The following is a 20,418-nucleotide window of genomic DNA, read 5'->3' as shown; positions in this document are numbered from 1 at the left end:
AGGTGTGTACGGCGGGGAGGGCGCGACTACGCAGCCTGGGGGCCTGTAGTAGCGGGCCCGGCTCTTGCGGCTCGTCGCGGGCTCCTGTCGCGGCTCAGGCGGCGAAAGCTACGGGAGTCCTGGATAGGGCTGGAGCGGCGTCGGACGGGTCACGGTAAGCAGAGATTTCCAGCACATCGAGGTATGTCATCTCCGCCGCGACGACGTGGCGTTTCACGTCGAGTAGGCCACAGATGAACTAACCAAGGCCAGCGAAAGCCTGAAGGCCCACAGGAAGGATGTGCCGGCGACCGGACCTCCGTGAGCACGGGAGCCTCAGGCTTCATCACGAACAGGTGGGGCGAAGACCCCTCACCGCTCCGGAGCCGCGGGGCGAAGCCCCGGCCTTGGAGCGCGGTGGCGAGCGACTGGAGCGCGTCGCGGACCACCTGAAGTACGACACCCCCGACAGTCCGACGTTGCCGTCGCTCCAGGGCTGAGTGCCCGCCCATTCGACGCAGTCGTGGTAGTCCCGCGTCTCGCCGGCGGAGAAGACTCTGGTTTGGCTGCGCTTGAATGCCGGGTCCCAGGCTGACCTCGAACCCGGCATCCAGGCGCTGCGCCGACTATTACTCGATCATCACCCAGAAAGAGTTCTCATTGCCGACCCGGAAGTCGGCGTAGAATCTCTTCAGGGCATTCCCCTGGTCTCGGTTCTGTTTTGCGTTGAGCGCCCGAATTGAGAAGTCCCACTCGGTGCTCGCGGCTCCCTCTAATGTGGCCGCGAATGGATACTCGTCACAGTTCAGGTCCTTCCAACTGGTCCCGGGGGCAATGTACTTCTCCCACTGGTAGTACTTGCAATAGTTGCTTCCCGGGTTGTCCGGCCATATCTTCTGCGTCGGCTTGCCGAGATCGGAGATGAATGAACGTCTCGAGAAGACGAGCCGGTTTTCTGTGTTCTTTTCATCGCTGGTGGTCCTGTGCAGCGGCTCGCCCGCATCGCTACCGACAGGAGCCGCCCAGTTCCCGGGGATGCGCTTGGGCTGCTCAGTGCCGAGAACTTCCCTGCTAGGCGGATTCGGGACCTCGTGATCCCCTTCCCGCTTAGGCGGGTAGGTGTTCTTGTTTGTCGCGGGGTTGAGTGCGTCCTTGATGTGCTGGGCTACCTCCGGAAATTCCGTACCAGGACTGGTGGACATGACGAATACGCGTTTCGATCTGGTGTTGATGCAGCCGCCGACGCGATCCTCGACCTCTGGATCGGCCGCGCCGAATGCGAGGCTGTCGCAGCGGAAGTGAGGCAACCATCGCTTCCAGCCCACGGGGACGTCCTTACCCTCGCGTGCGACGCCGACCCACTTGCCCTTGACGTCGATGACCTTCTGGCTGAAGAGGGGCAGGCGCAACCACTCCAGCCCGAGGTCGGTGTAAAGCACGACCTCGGGATGGAACGCGCAGGTGACTACGCCCGGATTATCGATGGTCGTGCGAATGTTGAAGACATCGTACGGGCTGGATCGCCAGGTGGCGATATCCTTTTCCTTTTCTCCGTCGGGGGTAGTGCAACCCTCGTTTGTGAGGGGAGGATCCGGAATATATAGCCTCGTTGTGAGGGGTAGGCCACTCAATTCGCTCCCCGGCTTGACCACGTCCCCGTCTTCATCGATAAGCGCGAAATCATCAAGCTGAATGAACATCTTCATGTCCGTCGGCTTGATGCCGGTTCCGGCCCCATCCACTACACCGGTCCCGGTCGCATTTCCGAGATAGCTGTGGATGACTACCGTGGCTCGGAAGCGGAGGGCGATGTCATCATCGAACGACTCGGCCACCTGCTTGCAGGCCCATTTATGGACCGGGTTCTTGAACAGGCTTTTGCAGGTGGCTTTCACTAATCTGCCGCTCGATTCGTCCTCTATGTAGTCGTTCACCTGGAGGTAGGAGGACCAGCAGGAGTTGTACGGCAGCTCGCGGATGCGTGCATCGTACTCTGCGTGCCCGGTTTCGCTTCCGCTGACTTGGCACGTCTGTATGTTGATGCGGTCGTAATCGAAATCGCCGGTTTGAGCCGCGGCCTGGATCGACGCGGCCCCCTTCCGCAGCGCAGGCGCAGCCACAGGTGCCGGGGCCGTGACCGATGCGATCAGACCGGCGACATCGTCGGCGTCGAGCGAGCGCTGGTAGATGTGGACTTCGTCGATGCTCCCGGCCATCGCCGCGCCGATTCGCAGCGGCGCCTGGGCGTCCCAGGCGGGGAAGGACAACTGCGCGGTCCCGGCCTGTGTCCCGTTCAGGTGCAGGGTGGCCGTCCGGGTGGTCGCGTCATAGGTCCCCGTCAGGTGGAACCACTCATCGAGGGGCGGTTCGACCCCGGACAGGACACCCTCGACCGTCGCATCCGTGGCGTCAGCGTTGGTGAAGGTGAACACCAATCCGTGCTCGGGATCGTTACCCAGGCGGAAGGGGGCCTGATGGGTGCCTTTTTGTTCGAAGACGGTGTAGTCGCCGTCCTTGTCGCTCCAGCGCAGCCATGCGGCGACGGTGAAGCTCTGGTCGGTGTGGATCACCGGTCCCGCGGTCTGGGCCAGGGGTTCCTCGCCGGGCTGGGTGACATCGATGGTGACCTGCCGCCAGTCTGACCAGCCCGAGGCGGTGTCGCCGGCGACCGCGCGCAGGCGCCAGCGCACTTTCCACCCATCGGTCAGCTGCCCGGCCGGGACGGGGATGCTCGCCCGGGTGCCGGAGGCGACATTGTCCACGGCGCCTGTCCAGATCTGGCCGCTGCCCTGACCTTCGGGGGCTGCCGGGTCGTGCTCGATCTCGGCCTCGGCCCGCAACGGCTGCCCGGCCGGGTGGGTGAGGGTGGCCTCCAGCGTGGGGGTGCTTGTGGTGGTCACCGTCGCCCCGTCCACCACTTGTGAAGGAGTGATGGTCAGGTCGGTGGCGGTGGGTTTGGGCAGGCTGACGGTGAAGGATTGCCAGTCCGACCAGGCCGAGGCGGCGGTGGCCGAGACCGCGCGTGCCCTCCAGCGGACCTTCCACCCGTCGGTCAGCTGCCCAGCCGGGACGGCGAGGCTCGCCTGGGTGCCGGCTGGGACGTTGTCGGCGCTGCCGGTCCAGATCTGGCCGGTGCCCTGACCGGTCGCGGTGGGGTCGTGCTCGACTTCGACCTCGGCGCGCAGCGGCTTACCGGCGGGGTCGCTCACCTGGGCCAGCAGGGCCGGGGTGAGGGTGGGGGTGACGGTGGTGCCTTCCACCTGCTCGGACGGGGCGACCTGCAGCGCGCCAACGGCGGGTTCGGAGACCGGGTCGGGCACGTCCACGGTCAGCCCCTGCCAGTCCGACCACGGGGAGCCGACCGTGGTGGCAGTGTTGACCGCCCGGACTCGCCAGCGCACCTTCCACCCGTCGGTCAGCTTCCCGTCGGGCACGGTCACCGACGCCTGGGCGCCGGAGGCGACCTCGTCCACGGCGCCGGTCCAGATCTGGCCGGTGCCCTGTCCGGTGGCGGCCGGGTCGTGCTCGATCTCGAACTGCGCCCGTACGGGCTGGGCGGCCGGGTCGGTGACCGTGGTGTGCAGGGCCGGGGTCAGGCTGGTGGCCACGGTGCCGCCGTCCACCATGTGGGAGGGGGTGACCTGGAAGGCGGCGACCGTCGGGTTGGGCACGTCGATCGTCGTGGTCTGCCAGTCCGACCACGCCGACGTGGTCGACGCACCCGCGTTGACCGCCCGGGCCCGCCAGCGGACCTTCCACCCGTCGGCCAGTTTCCCGGCCGGGACGCTGACCGTGGCCTGGCCGCCGGAGGCGACGGCGGAAGAGTCGCCCGCCCAGATCTGGCCGGTGCCCTGACCGGCCGGTGCGGCCGGGTCGTGCTCGATCTCGAACGCGCCGGTCAGGTTGCCGCCGGCGGTGTCGCTGACGGTGGCGGCCAGCTGCGGGGTGAGCGAGGTGGCCACAACGCCGCCGTCCACGCTGTGGGCGGGGGTGATGGCCAGGGCGCCGACCGCCGGCGCCGAGGCGGGCCCGCTGGTGGTGATGGTCAGGGTCGGCGGCAGGGTGAAGTCGGTGTCCTCCGAAGAGGTGAACACCCGGTAGTTGTCGACGTCCGTCTCACCGGGCGACTTGAGCACCAGACCGTGGTTGGCGGCGCCGGCGGCCCAGTCCTGGACGATGCCGGTGACGTTCCAGTCCATGCTGTCGGGATAGACGGCGCAGTCGGAGGTGACGCCCTTGAAGTTGGTGGAGGCGTCCTCGGTGGTGTGCGCGGGCTTGTTGGCCCAGTAGATGTTGTCGGGGTTCCACGCGCCGGTCAGGCGGGCGACCTGGATACCTCGGGAAAGCGCGGGGCCGCAGTTGTGGCTGTCGATGGTGTTCATCGACAGCGTGGCGCCGGTCACCGTGCTGCCCTGCAGGCCGGCGGTGTCGAACCGCAGGTGCACCCGCGACTTGATGAACCCGCTCATGGTGCCGGCCATGAGGTACGCGGTGTCCGGGACAGCGGGCGAACCCGCCGTGTCGAAGGTGGTCACCTCGACGTCGGCGGCGAGGGGCAGCGTGACCGCCGACGCCACACGCACCGGATAGGCGGTGCCGCCATCGGCCAGGAACGCCTGATCCGGCTTGATCACCAGCTCCGTACGGCCGTTCTTGGTGACCACGTCCGTACCGGCCTCGCCTCGCCTGGCCGGCAGGTCCCTGGCACCGCCGTCCGACACCATCGGCCGGGTTCCCGCGACGACCAGCTTGTTGTCGGTGCCCTTCAGCAGCAGCCGGCCGCCCTTGGCCTCCGACAGGGTCAGGCCCTCGTCCTCGACGCCGATCCGCAGCTCCAGCGGCTTGGCCGGCCGCTGCCGCAGCACCACCTCATGCCGGAACCCCGTGGGCAACGCCGTCACCACCAGATCGGCCCCCACACCGGCGGCGTCGGTGTAGGTGGCCACACTGCCCTTGACGGTCGGCTTCGGCAACGGTGTCGGCCAGCGCAGCGCGTACGATTTGCCATCGGCCGTCATCTTCACGAACGGATCCGTACCACCGGCGGAGAACTCCACGGCCGCGCCCTCGGCCAGAGTCTTGGGCCGCAGCTTGCCACCCTGCTCGGCCAACGCGGTGTCGACCCGCACCCACTTGCCGGCCTGCCTGGTCCGCACCGGACCGGCCGTCACCTCGGTCTTGAACGTCTTTCCGTCGGGCTGGGCGTAGGTGATGCTGGTCGCGGTTGTCTCATCCGCGACCTCGACGGCCTTGCCCTGCTCGGCCGCCGCCCGGGAGGCGGCGACCCGCGCTTGCGACGGCACGTTGGAGATCGCGTTCCCGGTCTTTCCGGTGATCCACGCCGCCGTGTCGTTCAGGCTCGCATCATGGTCATTTCCCGACGAGTCGGCAGCCGTAGGGCCGTCTTCCTCGTCGAACCTCCAACGAGCGGCTGCCTGGTCGATCGTTTGAAAGGTCCAGGTGTAGGGAGCCATCTCGTTCTCCCACAGATCAATTGCTCCTGAGACCTCAACGGTGTACGTCGTGCCGGGGTGGAGCGGCTGCGCAGGAGTGAAGGTCGCGATCTTCTTGGTGTCGTCGAGCGCGGTGGTGCCCTGGACGAGGGCGCCCTGCGGACTCTTCACCACGAACTCTGGATCGAAGATCTCCTCCGAGAACGTCACCCGGATGGGGGAATCCAGGGGGACCTCGGTGGCGCCGCCGACTGGTTCTGTCGCCAGCACCCGCGGCGGTGTCGTGTCCTCACCGCCTGGATTGGTGGTGTCATCGCTATCGCCAGGATCTGGCACTCCAGGGGAGAGTTTGTCGGTTCCGATCAGGGAGCCTCCACCGTCCCGCTGCCCCTCGTTCGCAGCGATCAGCTCGTCACTCAGCGAATTGATCGGTTCGCTGAGTTCTGGCATATAGACGGACCTGGTAAGAGCTTCCTCGTATTCAGGAATCGAGGTGAGCGGGTCACGCGAAGTAGTGACCACCGTTTCGACACGCGGCGGGTCCGGCAGTTCGAAGTCCACGGTGAGGATGGGCGGGTGGAGCGTCCCTTGGCAGTCCTGCAGCGGCTCTGTTTTGCAGCCGCCGGCCTCGTCGGTTCGATAGCGCCGCCAGTTGGTCGCATCCGATTCGCTGCCGGCGGTGAGCTGGATGCCGTAGTTCGGCGCGCCGTCGACCCATGCCTGAACGATGCCGTTGATCGAGTGGATAAGGTCCCATGCGTAGTTCATCGAGCCGGTGCAGTCGGTGCTGTAGGCGCCGTATTCGGTGTTCGCACCCGTGCTGGTGACCGAGGGCTGGCTGTTCCAGTGCAGCGTCAGCTCATCCCAGTCGGAGGTGATCTGCCGGGCGGTAATCCCTGACCCGACTCGCAGCCCGCAGGAGTTGGATAGGTAGTTCCACAGGATCAGGTCGGCGTTCTCCACCCTGCTGCCGCGGAACTCGGCGGGGATGTCCGGGAATTGGAGGTAGCCGCGCCAGCGCACTGTGCCACTATTGGACTTGCCGACCAAAATCCGGTCGAGGAGGAAGTTGTCCCAACTGTCTGGGTAGTCGGCGTTGTTGACGAAAGTGTCCATGCCGCCGAGCTGCCACTGTCCGGTGTGACCCTCCCACCAGTCGGATGCCGCGGCGGTCATCGTCACCGGATAGGTGAGTGCCGGGTCGGCGAGGAACGTGGCGTCCGGAGTGAACACCAGAGTCTTGTTGTCGGCGTCAAGAGTGACGGCGGCCTTACCTACCTTGCCCGCTCCCATGGCAGCGGTGGCGTCGGCGGCCTTCGCGTCCTGCATCAGGGTCGGACGTATCTCCGTGGTCTTGCCGTCCTTGCCCACGATGGTGAGCTTGCCTGCGGCGTTCTTCTTGAACGACAGCCCCTCGGGCAGGTTCACCGGCACCTTGAAGGAGACCGGGCCGGTGGGCCGCTCGGCGATGGTGATCTGCTGCCGGAAGCCGGTCGGATTCGCGGTCACGAGCAGGTCGCGGCCCTTGCCGTAGGCGTCAGGGTAGACGGCGGTGTTGCCCTTCAGCCTGGGTTTGGGCAGGACCGACGGCGTGGCGATCTCTGCCGTGGCGTCCGCCGCCCGGCTCCTGAGCAGAGTCTTGTCCTGGCCGGCGGACAGGACGAGGTTCCCCTGGGTCGCCTTGGGCTTGATGACGCCGTCCGCCTGAACGAGAGTGGTGTCGATCGGCGTGAGGCCCTTGCCGTCGGCGGTCTTGACCCGGATCGGCTGGGTGCTGAGTTCCATCCGGAGCGTCCGGCCGTCGGGGTTCGCGTACAGGGTGACCATCTCGGTGTTGCGTTCCGGGATCTCCACCCTCTTGCCGGATCTGTGGGCCTTGGCTTTGGCCTCTTCGATCAGCCGGTCGGCTACACGTCTGCCCCCCGTGAACCCGGAGGCTTCGGAGCTTGGGGGCGCGGCCGGTTGTGGCACTTCTGCCCGGGATGGGATGGCGGCCAGTCCGACAGCCATGTTCGTGGCGACGAACAGGACCGCGGTTCGCCGCAATGGGATACTGCGGCGTTTAGGACGTGGTTGTCTGGGCAACTCCGCCCTCGGGGGTAACGCTGTCACGCACTCTCACTTTCGTACGAGCCCGAAAGGGCATGGGTATGGGCATTCAGCCAACGCCCCAAAACCCCTGTCAAGATCGGCAGAGCGTGATCATCTACCTGCTGACGGGACGACAGGTAGAAGAAAAAAGCCTGTTCAAGAGGGTGGCCGTCCCTCCTGCGACCAGCCCCTACACTCGCGCGCTACCACCCTGCGTGACTATGCGTGGGCGTGTTTGAGAAGCTTGCCGACTTCCCGGACATGACGTGGCGATCTTCTTTGAGGTCCGATTCGTCGCCATAATGCACCTATGTCCCCTCGCCGTTACCCCTCAGACCTCACCGATGGACAGTGGGAACAGATCCAGCTCTTACTGCCGGTACCCAACACAGACGGGCGCCCGGAGAAGCATCCCCGTCGTGAGATCGTGAACGCCATCCTGTACCTGGTGCGATCGGGTTGTCCCTGGCGATACCTGCCCACGGATCTGCCACCCTGGCAGACGGTGTATTGGCACTTCCAGCGGTGGGAGCAGGCAGGGGTCATCGCCGCGTTGCTGTCCGAACTAGGCATCAGGGTCCGCCCGCAACCCCTTCATGATGCCGACCATGCCCTCGCTGAACGCGATGACGTCGTTAAGAAGAACGGCCAGAAGCGACTTATACCCGACATAACCCGGCCGCTGATCGCCCTCCCAGCGATGGCCGCCAGTCTCCGAGAGTGTGACTATGTCGAGCAGGTCATGCTTCTGGTGTTCTGACAAGGCCGGTCTGGCCCGCTCGACGCGGGTCCCGTCCACGCAAATACCGCAACGGCGCGAAGCGGCCAGTGCACTTGTTGTCGATGTCAAACACTGTCCCTCGTCCATGGAGCATGGCATCAGAAGTGAGACGCATCACATTCGGCGCCGCGAGCGGTCACCGACTGCCAGGTGAGCGCGGGAGGGATTGACGAGGGTGGGCCGGAAGCGTGGAGCGCGGCGCAGGGCCTCGGGCTCGCGGGTGCGGGCATAGCGCTTGACGGTGTTCAGGGACAGGTTGAGACGGCGGGCGCATTCCAGCAGGCCGACGCCCTTGTTCAGCAGGTCGTGGAGCTGCTGCCAGCGCACTTGTGTGGTCTGCTCCTGGGCGCCGGCGGGCCGGGCCGGGTTGACCGTGGTCCAGCAGGAGCTGCGGGAGCGTCGCCACCCGCGCGCAGGCGGAGGCTGCCTGTCTCGCCTTCATCGAACGGGTGTTACAACCCCCGCCGCCGCCACTCGACCCTGGGCATGCTCAGCCCGCCGAATACGAACCGGACATCGCGACCAAGCTCTAACGCGCCCCCTAGACCCCGATTTTCAGCTGGTCGGCTATCAGGTCCCAGAAACACATGTAACGCCTGGCGCCGGCTAGCCAAGGCGCGAGATACCAGGCTTCCCACTCACCTTCAGGAGTTTTGACGTGAGGGTTGAGGAGGACGACTCCATCGTCCCAATACCCCACCAGAAGGGTGTCGGATACATACTCCCCTCTCATGTTGCCGGAGACTTGCTCGTGTCCGTAGACGAAGTAGAGCTCGTCGGGCACGCTCCATGAGTTCTCGGGCTTGGGTTCTGACCAGCTCTCGGCGACCGAGGGGTCGACATCACGAAGCCAGCCGATCTCCTCCACGCGTAGCAGGCAGCAGTCGTCGGCGTTGCCCCACCCGTTGGAGAAAAGGAGAAACTGTCGGTAACTCGGCGGCAACTCCATGCCCAATCGCTCTTCAAGGCGGCGGACTTCTGCCTCGGTAGCCGGGGAATGCAGATCGCTGTCAGTATCAGGGCCCTCGGTAGCCGGATGCCTCGCAGGGAAGCGTTCAGACCATGCATATTGGGCACTCATATTGAGGAATATATCTCATTCGAGTGGCTCCCTGGCGGTATATGGGCTTAGGACGGACGCATCAGCGGGCTACCGCAAGCGGTCCGACCGGACCCACTCCGCCCGTACAGACCTCAATGAGTTCCGTCAGCAAAGCAGTGACCGCCAGGGATCGCGAACAGCAACCCGAAGCCCAAGCATCGGTCCGCGGCATGCGCGTCATCGTCCGAGGCCGCGTGCGCCGGCGCACCTACGAGAATGAACCCGGCGACGAGCGCACCGTCTCCGGCCTCGAGGTCCAAGAATCGGCCAGGCCCCCGATCCGTCCGTGCCCGGAGGCGCTCAGGTGAGCCGGGCCCAGCGCCTGAGGGTGTCCGCGGCCTCGGCGTGATCGCGAGAGGACAGGTGCCTGATGCTCGCGCCGTGGTTGGCGCTCGGGGCGACGAACACATGGCAGTCCGTACCCTTCGGCGTGAACCGCTCGGCACTCCAGGGATCCCGCCCGCCGTAGACGAACATCATCCGGCTCGCCTGCCGGGTCACCCACGCGTCCACGTCCCGCATGACCCTGCCGTCGAAGCGGGAGCGGAGGGACGCGGGCAGCAGGGAGTTCGGCTGGTAGAGCCCCGGATACCGGGTCAGGCCCTTGAGGTGGGCGAAGCTCAGGGACGCCCAGCCGAGCTGGGTGGCCGCCTGGTAGTAGTAGGGCAGGTACGGCTCGATGCCCTGGTCGGTGTACTGCCTCCATTTCTGGATCTTGTCCACCCATCGGAAGATGGCGGCGTCGGAAGCGTTCTCGCCGGGGATGTCCTTGCAGTCCTGCTGCCGGAAGTACTGCCAGAACGTCCAGGCGGAGTCGAGCACGCTCATCTCGAAGGAGCGGTCGGCCGTGCCGATGGTGCGGCGGAAGGTGAGGCCCTCGCGCCTCGCCATGGCCGTGAGCCGGGGGACCAGGCTCTTACGGCGCTTGAGCGCCTCCCGCTGCACGGTACGCAGGGCGGCCCGGCACGACGGCGTGCCCACGGTCGTGAAGAACCGCTCGTAGACGCGGTCGTCGGCGTTGACCGCGTCGTTGGGCGCGACGTAGGCCACGACTCCGTCGAGGTCGCCCGGATAGAACCGGTGGTGGTAGACGGCGGTCATGCCGCCCTTGCTGGCCCCGGTGCCGATCCAGGCGCCGTCGTAGACCCGCTTGAGTGCCTCGACGATCGCGTGTTCGTCGCTCGCCTCCTGCCAGATGTCGAGCTTCGCCCAGTCCTTCCCCTTCGCAAGCGAGGAGCCGAAGAAGCGGTGCTCGACGGAGAGCTGGTTGGCGTCGAGCCCATAGGTGGGCTCCTCGAGCCACACCTTCTTCGGCATGAAGTATCCGCTGGTGAAGAGGACCACGGGCCGGTCCAGTGACCGGTGCGAGAGAGTGAGCCGCTGCTGGAACGTGCCGCCGCGCGGGTTCCGGTGGTCCACCGGCTGGGTGAAGGTGAGGGTGTAGTCCTTGTAGCCCTTCGCCCGCCCCTTCTTCACCGACACCACCCGGAGACCGGGGACGGCCCTGAGCCGGGCCAGGAGGTCGTCCTTCGCGATCCCGGCCGTGGAAGCCGCGGACTTCGCCAGGACCGCCCCGGCGCCGGCCGCCGGGGCGGCCGCCGCGGGGACCGCGACCAGGAGGGACGACGCCAGCACCGCCGAGAACAGCATCAGGGGTCCCCGCGTCCGCCGGACCGGACTCCTCAGCCGCGCGTACGGGCGACCCGCCATGCCCTGTCCTCCCGTGTCGACCTAGATCCACAACAATGATCGGGAAGACTCTGGCGTATCGGCATATGTCAGCACAACCGCAAAAGGGGATTCGGCTCACGGCCGCCCGTGTCGCCTCAGACGGGGCAGGTGTTGTCGGTGGCGTAGTGCAGCATCGGTCACCGAGCTGTCGACGGAATGGGAGGCCGAGGTGGCGCCGACGAACCGGCAGGTGGACGAGCATGCCTTTCTCAAGGGCATGTGCGAGGACGAGTACCTTCGCAACCACGTCGTCGACAGGGGGAAGGCGATCAGGAGTCGATCGCCAACCGGGAGGGGAGCGGAGAGGGTGCGGGAGGTGTGGGGGGAAGCACACCGTGCAGGACTGTCCGAACAGCCCGCTGCCCGACCTGGCCAACGTCTCGTAATTTCGCTGCGGCACGTCACGGACGCCGGCCACGCCCTCGTACGCCATGAGCCGGCCGGCGCTTCCGCGAGAAGAGCCGACAGGGAAGCCGCAACGAGAACGCCGCGCCGACCCGCGTGAAGCTCGACCGGCACCGCCGGATGGACCTACTGATGGTGGCCGATGACAGGAGGTCCGGGGGACACTTTCCCCCCGGGGCAGCCGGTCAGGGTCGCGGTCATGACGAGGCCGGTTTCGCCGTGCCCGAGGCCAGCGCCGCCTGCACGATGCGGATCGCCTCGCCTGTGTCGATGCCGAGGCTGGCGACCACGGCCGCGTAGTCGGCGGCGGCCTGGCGGGCCCGCTCCAGGCCATCCTCACCGGCGGCCGACACGAACGAACCCGCCCGGCCGCGCGTCTCGATCAGACCTGCCTCCTCCAGCTCCCGGTACGCCCGGCCGACCGTGTTCACGGCCAGGCCGAGGTTGGCCGCGAGCTGGCGGATGGTCGGAAGGCGGGTGCCCACGGCCAGCGTGCGATCCTGAATCTGCCGGGCCAGCTGGGCTCGCAGCTGTTCGAACGGCGGCACCGGTGAGGCCGCGTCGATGACGATCATCGGACGCTCATCACCCGCCGGGCCACCGTCGCGCTCGACGGCGTCCTGAACCGGAGCGCGACGCACGCGACCATGCCCAAGACCACGTTGGCGACCGCGGCGGCGCTCCACCAGCCGGGCGCGGCGCCGAACAGCAGCACCATGGGCAGCGACCACTGCACGCTCGGCGTGGTGAGGTCGCGGGCGTCCTCGACGCGCATGATGACGTCGGCGGTCAGCGACTCCTCGTCCTCCGCCACGACCGGGCGCCGCAGCAGGTGGCGCAGTTGCACGGCGGTGATGGCTGTCACGCCGAGCAGGCCGATCAACAGGACGACGGCCAGCTGCCGCACGGTGGGGTCGGGGACGGCTAGGGCGCTCCCGGCCAGCGCCATCGCGCCGGCGAACGTGGCGACCGCGAAGACGGCGTACGGCAGGCCGAGCACGGCCCGCCAGCTGGGCTGGATCGGATGGGCGGCCCTGCGGGACAGCGTCGCGCCCGCCCGCTGATCGACGCGTCGCACCCACCAGTCGAGCAGCGACTGTGCCAGCAGCAGCCCGGCGACCAGCGCGGTCAGGGCCAGCAGCGGCAGCGGGCGATGCGACTCGCGGCCGTCGAAGGCGGGAACGGCGGCGAGCGCGCTCGCGACGATCAGCAGGGCCGGAATCGTCGCCGCGGCGAGGCGGGCACGTCCCCGGACCGCCAGCCGGCTGGCCAGCAGCGGGGTCGAGCGGGCACCGGACAGGCCGTGCCGGGCGAGCCATGCGTCCGCCAGTCGCAGGTCGGTCGCACGCGCCGACGGGCTGGTGCCGGGGGGTTCATGGGCCATAGCCCCTCCTTTGTCGCAAGGTTTGTAGCAACATCATGAGACATGCTTTGAGACAAAGTCAACGCCACATTCCTCCGGGCGGAAGAGGGCTGTTCGGCCGGTGCCGTGAATCCTCCGGGGTGCGTGAGCAGCGTTCATCACACTCTGTCGGCTGCGGGCGGGCGTGTCTGACCGGCAGGGGGTCGAACCCCGATGTGCGATCAATGCCGAAGAACGCGGGCCGCCCTGCGGTGCGGGGGCCCGACAGTGACCACGCTCGGGAGCTGATGGCGCAGCTTGAGCAAACAGAGCCGACCCTCGGCCCACTACGGCCGGCCACGAAGGGCAGGCCGTGGGCATCACCCCGGAGCCGGAAGCTCTCGCCGGAGGCGTGGTTGCTCCGGCTTCGCCCCGCTACAGTCGCCGTCGTGGCTCAGGATCTATCACCCCTCGATCGGCTTACTGTCCTTGTCCCTCCGCCGGCCACGCCGGTGTTCGGCACCCGTGACTGGAATGAAGTATTCGCTGACCTTGGGCTCCGGCTTCCGGCCGACTATGTCGCGTTCCTAGAACGCTACGGAAGCTGTCAGTTCGCTCGCTGGCTCGGCATCAACGACGAGCGGACGCTCACGCGCGAGCAGTGTGTTCTCGCGCCGGAGTGGATGGATCACTACCGGGACCTCAGGGATGATTCTCCCGAGGACTTCCCGCTGGCAATGTGGCCTGAGCCCGGGGGGTTCTTCCCATGGGGCTCCACCATTGACGGCGACGACCTCGGCTGGATGACGGTGGGCACGCCGGAGGAATGGCCTGTGGCGCTCATCATTCATGGTTACGAGGAGCAGGAGCACTTGATCAGGGAGACCATGACCGAGTGGCTGGTCGGATGGGCTTCGGGCGCGCGCTTCGACAGCAGCGGCTTCGCTCGTGGAGCTGAAGGTCACCCCCTGATATGTGAACCGTGGTAGTAAGGCTGTAGTGCCGCCCTTCATCCTCCACCAGCGTGACGCGCAGGGGAGGATGCGGAAATCGCCGATCAGCCAGAAACGTCATTCTGTCCGGCAAACCCCCTCACCATCTCCGCGGAGTCGGCGACCCCCTGCAAGCCGCCCCATAATGCCAGCGTGGAACTGCGAATCGATCCAGACAGGAACATTCGAACCGGCGTCTGCGACTGTTGCCAGACCCCATTCGATCGCGTGACCGGGTTTATCAACAACGAGGACGGCGCCTATGCGATCTACTACGCATCCTGCTACCACCACAACGGAATCCACGAGGCCTGGATCGATGTCGTCATCGACGACGCTTGGGCTCCGGACGAACCTGTCAGCCGCCCTGGCCCGAACCGCGCCACCTTCGGATGCCGCGTCGGTCCCGTCGAAGGGCAGCCTGCCCCCGCCTGTTCTCTGGTCAAAGGCGCCGCAGTCGCACCCGACGATCCGTTCTACGGTCGCAAGCTGACCCGGGAGGAAGCCCTCGCCCATCCCTGGCTGCCGGACTATTGGGAGACCATAGATCACATCCTGGAGAACGACGTCACAGTCCGTCAGCATCTCTACGGCTAGCGAGCCGTAGCCGGGGAGCCGACCAATGAACAGAGCTCAGCAGGGCTCTCCGGCTCCTGGGTGATCTCCGCCCTGACGGACACGCATACCGGCGGGCGACGAGCGCCTGCGGGGTTGATCGCGAACACGGGGGCGGCGATGCTGTGGGCGTGGAGTACGTGTCCAGAGTGCCGCGACCGCCGCTGGACGGGCTGATCGACGACCTTTACTACCTGGAGGGTGCGCCGCCGTACGCCCGGCTGATGCTGCCGCCGATGCCGGCGGCGTTGCTCATCGTCAACCTTGGGGCGCCGTTCCGCATCCGCGCCGGCACCGACATTGAGACGGACGAGTACGCCGACGGCTGCGTGGTCACCATGCCCACCCGCGCGTTGGAGTTCGGCTACCCCCTCCGGACCCGGTCCGTCGGCGTGCACTTCAAGCCGTGGGGGCTGGCGCCGTTCCTGCCGATGCCCGCGGCCGAGCTGTGTGACCGGCCGGTGACGGTAGAGCAGGTTTGGGGCCGGCCCGCCATTGCTGAGCTGCGAGACCGGCTGGCCACGGCGGACGGACCGCACGAGATGCTGACGCTGCTCGAGCAGGAGCTGATGCGGCGGCTGAGCGAGACCGCCGGCCTGGGGCTGGTCCGGCATACGAGCAGCGTCCTCGCGGCGACCAGCGGGGCGGTGGCGATCGGCGACCTGAGCGTGGCAGCCGGTGTCAGCAGCACTCATCTGGCACAGCGGTTCAAGGAGCTCATCGGCGTCACGCCGAAGCGGCTGGCCCGCACCTACCGCTTCACCGCCACCGTGTTCGCGATCAACCCCGCCGGACCGATCGACTGGGGCGACCTCGCCGGCGGCGCGGGCTACTTCGACCAGGCCCACTTCGGCCACGAGTTCCGGGCGTTCACCGGGCTCACGCCGACCCGGTACGTCGAAGTCCGGCGGCGGTTCCTGCGCGAACATCCCGGCCACGTGATGGACGGCTGGCCGCTGCCGGCCGATTGATTTCGTACAAGAGCCGCAGCTCACGACGCGCTAATTTGGGGCACCCCAAAGCAGAGGAGAGCCCCGTGGGCAAGGTGGTCATGTACGGCTCGGTGTCGGTGGACGGCTTCGTCGCGGACGACGATGACCAGCCCGGACCGCTGTTCGACTGGTTGTCCAGCGGTGACGTCCCGTTGGACGAGAGCGGCGAGCTGAAGGTGTCGCGGACGTCCTACGACTACACCCGGCCGTACTGGGACCAGATCGGAGTCACGATCGTCGGCCGCCACGTCTTCGACCTGACGGACGGCTGGGACGGAAAGCCGCCGAGCGGGATCGACCACGTGGTCGTCGTGACGCACCGGCCGCAGCCCGAGGGCTGGGATCCCGAGGCGCCGTTTCACTTCGTCGACGGCGTCGAGGCAGCCGTAGCCAAGGCGCAGGACCTCGCGGGTGCCCGCTTGATCGAGGTCGCCGCCGGTGACGTCGGTGGCCAGGTGCTTGCCGCGGGTCTGGTCGACGAGGTGCGCATGGACGTCGTACCCGTCGTGTTCGGGTCCGGCAAGCGCTACTTCGGGTCGATCCACGCGCAGCACCTGTTGGAGGATCCTGACGTGGTGATTCAGGGCAACCGGGTGCTTCACCTGCGCTATCGGGTGCGCCGTTGACCGATCTGAGCGGGTACGCGAAGAAGTCCACTGCGAACGGTGACACAAGATCGGGCCTCGGCTGCGTCTGCGCATCGCTGTCCCTGGTCGGGCAGCCGACGCCTCTCCTCAGCGGCGGTGGTCTTGAGCCGGTGAACCCGTCCATCGCCACGACCTCCACGGCCTCGCGCCACGCCTGCGGGCGCTGAGGAAGCCAGGCCGCGACGCAGTGTCCGCGCCGCCTCCTCAGCGCCTGTCGAGATCCGGCCGGAACTCGTGCACCACTTCGATGACACCGGAGATGTGCGCGTTGAATTCGTCCAGTTCCTCGGCGGGCACCCACAGTTCGAGAATCGTCTCCCCGCCGACCTGCCTGATCGGATAACGAGCCAGGAACTCACTGGAGACCCGGAAGCGGGTCACGTATCCCACCCCGTGGCGGGGAGCATTCCAATCGCGGGCGATTCTGATCGCGTAGTTTTCGTTGAGCACGGGATAGAAGATGGGCTGCTCGGGCAGCCGCGGCGGCCACGCGCGCCACCGGGACCGCCGGACCAGTTCCAACTCCTCCGGCCCGGTCGGCCGCCACAAGGTCGTCAGCCCGTCCGACATGCTCTTTCCTTTCGCGCCTCCCGTAACCTAACCGGCCCGACCGTGAGAAGGCACCTGGAATACGGTCGCGGCGAACTCTCGCCGCGGCTAGGCGGCGAAGAGGAGGAGCAGGCCCACGACGGTGTAGACCACCATCAGCACGAGCAGGGGAATCTGCCCGAGGACGGCGGTACGCCGGGGGAACAGGACCAGCGCGCGGTCGTGCGCCAGAACGGTGCCCAGCACGTGGCCGATGACGATCACCGTCACCTGGAGGGTGGCGACTCCGGCGGGGGTGGTGCCGAGCGCCTGGATGGTCCACCCGGCGGTGCCGAGCCAGTCGGCGCCGGTGTCCAGTGGATCGGACAGCAGGGCGATGGTCCGCTGCCCCTCCAGCAGGAACAAGGTGTAGTAGTGCGCCACCACGTATCCGACGGCTACCGGCACGATCGAGTGGGCGATCTCGCCCGCCGTCGTACCCGGCTCCGCCGCGCCCCACCGGCCGGCGAGCGCGGTCGCGGTCCGGTACGCCGCGAGCACCAGGCCGATGACGGCGACCAGACCGGCGGTCCCCGTGACCGGGGCCGGCACCGCGCTCTCCTGCATGAAGCGCACCCACACCGGGGCGTTGGACAGGCTGTCGTACATGGTGGAGCCAAGGAGCACGACCACCAGTGCCGTCAGTCCCGGCGCCGGTCGTAGCCCGGCCATGCCGTCGAGGGAGTTGCGCCAGACCACGACGCCGTCACGGCGTCTGGCGGCCGGGGCCAGCCGGCCCACGAGGTCGCTGTAGACCTCGAACGGATCCGCGTGGTCGAACCACCGCGAGCCGAAGACGGCCGCCCCGGCGAGCATGAGCACGGCGTAGGCCGCGAGCCAGGCTCCGATGACCGGCAGGGTGGCCCGCTCGGGGGCGACCAGTTCCAGCCAGACGAAGGCGAACAGGCCGGCGCAGGCGGGCCAGTATCCGACGCCCGCGGGCAGCGGCCGCAGACCGAGCTCGGGGTCGCGCCCGAGGCCCTTGCTGGCCAGCAGGTGCAGCGTCCGCAGCGGATTCAGGCCGCGCCACACCGGCCCGAACAGCAGCGACAGCGGCACCAGGCCGACCCAGAACAGTACGTAGAACGCCCCTGCCGTGGGATTGTCCGCTTGATCGGGACCGAAGATCAATCCGAGGCAGAAGTACGCCGCGGCGACGAGCCCCGCGACTCGCCAGCCCCACCGCCAGGCCGGCGTGCTCACCGCGCTCTGGATGGCGGCGGGGAGCGAGCGGGCGGCGGTGAGGGCGGCATCCAGCCGCGGTTGTTTCCACAACGCGCCGAGCGCCACGAACGACACCAGCAACGCGAGGGCCGCGCCGGTCAGCGCGGCCGAGAAGGGGATCGGCAGGTCCTGACGGCCCCCGACGCCATGAGCCAGCAGCATTCCGGCGGCCTATCGCACGACGAGCTGGAACAGCTGCAGTCCCGACTCGTGGGTTTCCATCTCGAACAGCCCGGTCTCGTTGGCGACGAACTCGATGCTCGCGGGGGTTCCGGGCTTCAGGCCGGCCTCTTTGTCGTACCCGTGCAGATGCGCCTCGTCGGCGGTGTCGCTGGTGACGGTGATCCGCACCGTCTGGCCCTTGGTCACCTCGATCCGTCCCGGCGGCGGGGTGACCTTCCGGCCGGCGATGGTGACGGTGATCTCCTTCACGGCCGAGTCGGCGGGAGCGGCGGCCGACGCGTCGGGGGCCGCGGGAACCGACTCGGCAGGAGCCGGGGCAGTCGACTCGGCCGGAGCCGGGGCAGCCGATTCGGTGGAGACCGGGGCCGCCGACTGGGCGGGAGCGGCGGCATCCGACCCGCCACAGGCCGACGTGGCCATCAGCAGGGCCACGCCGAGCGGGAGCGCGGCGAGCAGCGGGCGCAGGCGGGCATGGGCGATCGTCATGGGGAGGGTTCTCCTGGAGGGGTCGGACGGTCAGCGTCGCTTGGCGGATTTGGGGCGGTGCGGGGTGCGTGACGCCGGGGCGCGTGAGGGCTTGCCGGCCTGCGGGCGGCCGCCGGGCCTGCGGGCCGCCGCGGTGGCGGGTGCGGGCCGGCGCGCGGCCCGCACCACCAGGACGCCCGCTCCCACGACGAGGATCGCGGGTACCAGCCATACCGACAGCCCGCTGCCGGAGTCGGACGGCTGCGCTGCCCGGGCGGCGGTGCCGGGCGAGCCGGTCTCGGGCACGGCGCCCTGACCGCCGCCGGTTTCGGATGCCGCGGCCGGGCCGGTGCCGGCTTGGGGCGCCGCGGGGCCCATCGCCGCCGGGCTGCCGCCGGCCTCCGGCACCGGGGTCTGTGTGCCACCTTCGGGCTCGTGCGAGTCGAGCAGGCCGGGGTCGGGCTCGTTGTCCGGCGCCTGCCAGCCCTTGGGCGCCCCCGAGGTCCTGCCCTTGTAGGTGAACCGCAGCTCTCCCCGCACGGGCTCCCCATCGGAGGCGATCGACAGGTAGCGCACGACGTACTCGCCCCGTTCCGGCCAGTAGGCGATCGGGATCTCCGCCGGGAATCCGGTGTTGTACACGACGGGTTCCCACGTCCCGTTGACGAGGTTGTACTCCTGGACCGGCTTGTCGAGGCGTTCGGGCCGGCCGTGCGCCCAGGGCCGGTCGACGCGGGCGCCGCTGGGGGCGGTGACCGCGAAGTACGCGTTCGGGGCGGGCGCCTCGGTGAAGTAGAGCGTGAGAGACTTCATCGGCTCACGCACCGTGCTGTCCTTGACCGGTGTCGACATCGCGAGCTGGCCGTGTGCGGAGGCAGGCGCCGCCAAAGCGGTCATCGCCAGCACGCCGATGACGACGAGCAGAAGCAACCGGCCCAACGAGCGCGCCATCGTCACTTCTGTTCTCCACGAGATATGGCCCCTGGATGGGGAGATGCGGTTTCGGACCGGTGAGACCGATTGCGACGAGGTTAACGACTTTTGCCTCGAATGAACAGAACTCGATGCGGCTGCAACAGAAGTCCCAGGGGCACTACGGCGGTGCTCAGGGGAAGGGCCGATCATCGCGGATAGCCTTAGGGGTCCCCCCTCCTCGGAAGGGCAAGCCGTGAGATACGCGCACATCGTCATCCGCCTGTTCGCAGTCGCCGCTGCCGTGACCACCGTGATCGCCGGAGTGACGGGTCCCGCGGCCGCGCACACGGGGCTGAAGTCGTCGACGCCCAAGGACGGCGCGACGGTGAAGAAGGCGCCTTCCCACATCGAACTGGTCTTCACCGAGAAGATCGATCGCCAGTTCGTCACCGTCGTGGTGACCGGCCCGGGCGGGCGGAAGGTCACGAAGGGCAAGCCGAGCACCACAGGGCCCGTCGTCACCCAGCCACTGACCGCCGGTCTGCCCAACGGCCGTTATGCGATCGCCTTCCGCGTGGTGTCCTCCGACGGTCATCCCGTCAGCGGGGAACTTCACTTCACCCTGAAAGCTCCCGCGCCTTCGCCCACGGCCATGCCGACGTTCGCGAGCCCGGCTGCCGGCCCGTCACCGGCCATGGCGGCGACTCCCGCCGGGGCTGCGCCGTCGTCCCCGGCGGCCGGTACGTCGGCGGCCGCGTCCTCGTCGTCAGGCGGCGGGTGGACCTTCGCACTGGTCGCCGCCGTCTTGGTGGTGGCGGTAGCCGCGGGGACCGTGGTCGTGGGCCGGCGGCGGCGAGGCACAGCAGAGTCGTGATGCCGCCGAGGTCTCGATGCGGGCCTTGTGCAAGGACAC

The 20,418-nt window shown here is 67.9% G+C and carries 16 protein-coding genes and 1 pseudogene; 6 read left to right on the top strand and 11 right to left on the bottom strand.

The features are described 5' to 3' along the window. Nucleotides 1–325: 325 nt before the first annotated feature. Entirely contained in the window at nt 326–589 is a 264-nt protein-coding gene (locus ACWEQG_RS20935; protein ID WP_452286873.1) for a CocE/NonD family hydrolase, read from the bottom strand. A 19-nt stretch (nt 590–608) separates the two neighbouring features. Beyond that, nucleotides 609–7,442, bottom strand: a complete 6,834-nt coding sequence (locus tag ACWEQG_RS20930; RefSeq protein WP_452286871.1) for a DNRLRE domain-containing protein — start codon at nt 7,440–7,442, stop codon at nt 609–611. Between the two features lie 391 nt (nt 7,443–7,833). On the opposite strand from ACWEQG_RS20930, the gene ACWEQG_RS20925 reads away from it, so the two are divergent. Next, complete coding sequence (locus ACWEQG_RS20925; protein ID WP_452286869.1) at nt 7,834–8,283, top strand: transposase; 450 nt, start codon at nt 7,834–7,836, stop codon at nt 8,281–8,283. A 162-nt stretch (nt 8,284–8,445) separates the two neighbouring features. Here ACWEQG_RS20925 and ACWEQG_RS20920 read toward each other — a convergent pair. From ACWEQG_RS20920 to ACWEQG_RS20900, 5 genes and pseudogenes are all read right to left on the bottom strand, one after another. Further along, a pseudogene (locus tag ACWEQG_RS20920) lies at nt 8,446–8,703 on the bottom strand (ISL3 family transposase); the annotation flags it as partial. 142 nt (nt 8,704–8,845) lie between these two features. Next, nucleotides 8,846–9,385, bottom strand: coding sequence for an SMI1/KNR4 family protein (locus ACWEQG_RS20915; RefSeq protein WP_452286868.1), 540 nt, complete (start codon nt 9,383–9,385; stop codon nt 8,846–8,848). A gap of 321 nt (nt 9,386–9,706) precedes the next feature. Next, nucleotides 9,707–11,056 (bottom strand): S28 family serine protease, encoded by a 1,350-nt coding sequence (locus ACWEQG_RS20910; protein ID WP_452286866.1) that lies wholly within the window; start codon nt 11,054–11,056, stop codon nt 9,707–9,709. A 683-nt stretch (nt 11,057–11,739) separates the two neighbouring features. Next, nucleotides 11,740–12,117 (bottom strand): GntR family transcriptional regulator, encoded by a 378-nt coding sequence (locus ACWEQG_RS20905; RefSeq protein ID WP_452286864.1) that lies wholly within the window; start codon nt 12,115–12,117, stop codon nt 11,740–11,742. Then, nucleotides 12,114–12,926, bottom strand: a complete 813-nt coding sequence (locus tag ACWEQG_RS20900; RefSeq protein WP_452286862.1) for a hypothetical protein — start codon at nt 12,924–12,926, stop codon at nt 12,114–12,116. The genes ACWEQG_RS20905 and ACWEQG_RS20900 overlap by 4 nt, the downstream gene beginning before the upstream one ends. Before the next feature lie 407 nt (nt 12,927–13,333). On the opposite strand from ACWEQG_RS20900, the gene ACWEQG_RS20895 reads away from it, so the two are divergent. The 4 genes from ACWEQG_RS20895 (at nt 13,334) to ACWEQG_RS20880 (ending at nt 16,109) form a co-directional block, all read left to right on the top strand. After that, entirely contained in the window at nt 13,334–13,873 is a 540-nt protein-coding gene (locus tag ACWEQG_RS20895) for an SMI1/KNR4 family protein (protein WP_452286860.1), read from the top strand. Between the two features lie 156 nt (nt 13,874–14,029). Next, nucleotides 14,030–14,473: a hypothetical protein gene (locus ACWEQG_RS20890; protein ID WP_452286858.1), complete on the top strand. Its 444-nt coding sequence runs from the start codon at nt 14,030–14,032 to the stop codon at nt 14,471–14,473. Nucleotides 14,474–14,622: 149 nt separating this feature from the next. Further along, entirely contained in the window at nt 14,623–15,462 is an 840-nt protein-coding gene (locus tag ACWEQG_RS20885) for a helix-turn-helix domain-containing protein (RefSeq protein WP_452286856.1), read from the top strand. Between the two features lie 65 nt (nt 15,463–15,527). Continuing rightward, nucleotides 15,528–16,109 carry a dihydrofolate reductase family protein gene (locus ACWEQG_RS20880; protein WP_452286854.1) on the top strand — a complete coding sequence of 194 codons (582 nt, stop codon included), beginning with the start codon at nt 15,528–15,530 and terminating at the stop codon, nt 16,107–16,109. Nucleotides 16,110–16,334: 225 nt separating this feature from the next. Here ACWEQG_RS20880 and ACWEQG_RS20875 read toward each other — a convergent pair whose 3' ends face one another. From ACWEQG_RS20875 to ACWEQG_RS20860, 4 genes are all read right to left on the bottom strand, one after another. Continuing rightward, nucleotides 16,335–16,700, bottom strand: coding sequence for an ADP-ribosylation/crystallin J1 (locus ACWEQG_RS20875; RefSeq protein WP_452286852.1), 366 nt, complete (start codon nt 16,698–16,700; stop codon nt 16,335–16,337). Between the two features lie 87 nt (nt 16,701–16,787). Further along, nucleotides 16,788–18,104, bottom strand: a complete 1,317-nt coding sequence (locus tag ACWEQG_RS20870; protein ID WP_452286850.1) for a hypothetical protein — start codon at nt 18,102–18,104, stop codon at nt 16,788–16,790. Between the two features lie 9 nt (nt 18,105–18,113). Next, a complete protein-coding gene (locus tag ACWEQG_RS20865; RefSeq protein ID WP_452286848.1) occupies nt 18,114–18,611 on the bottom strand; it encodes a hypothetical protein in 498 nt (165 codons plus the stop codon). A 30-nt stretch (nt 18,612–18,641) separates the two neighbouring features. Continuing rightward, on the bottom strand, nt 18,642–19,541 hold the full coding sequence (locus tag ACWEQG_RS20860; RefSeq protein ID WP_452286846.1) for a copper resistance protein CopC: 900 nt from the start codon (nt 19,539–19,541) through the stop codon (nt 18,642–18,644). A 217-nt stretch (nt 19,542–19,758) separates the two neighbouring features. On the opposite strand from ACWEQG_RS20860, the gene ACWEQG_RS20855 reads away from it, so the two are divergent. Continuing rightward, the gene (locus ACWEQG_RS20855; RefSeq protein WP_452286843.1) at nt 19,759–20,379 is read left to right on the top strand and encodes a copper resistance CopC family protein; all 621 of its coding nucleotides are present in this window, start codon (nt 19,759–19,761) and stop codon (nt 20,377–20,379) included. The last annotated feature ends 39 nt before the right edge of the window (nt 20,380–20,418 follow it).

The organism is Microbispora sp. NPDC004025 (assembly GCF_053604425.1).
The sequence above is the reverse complement of the archived record's forward strand: the minus strand, read 5'-3'. Positions and strand labels throughout refer to the sequence as shown.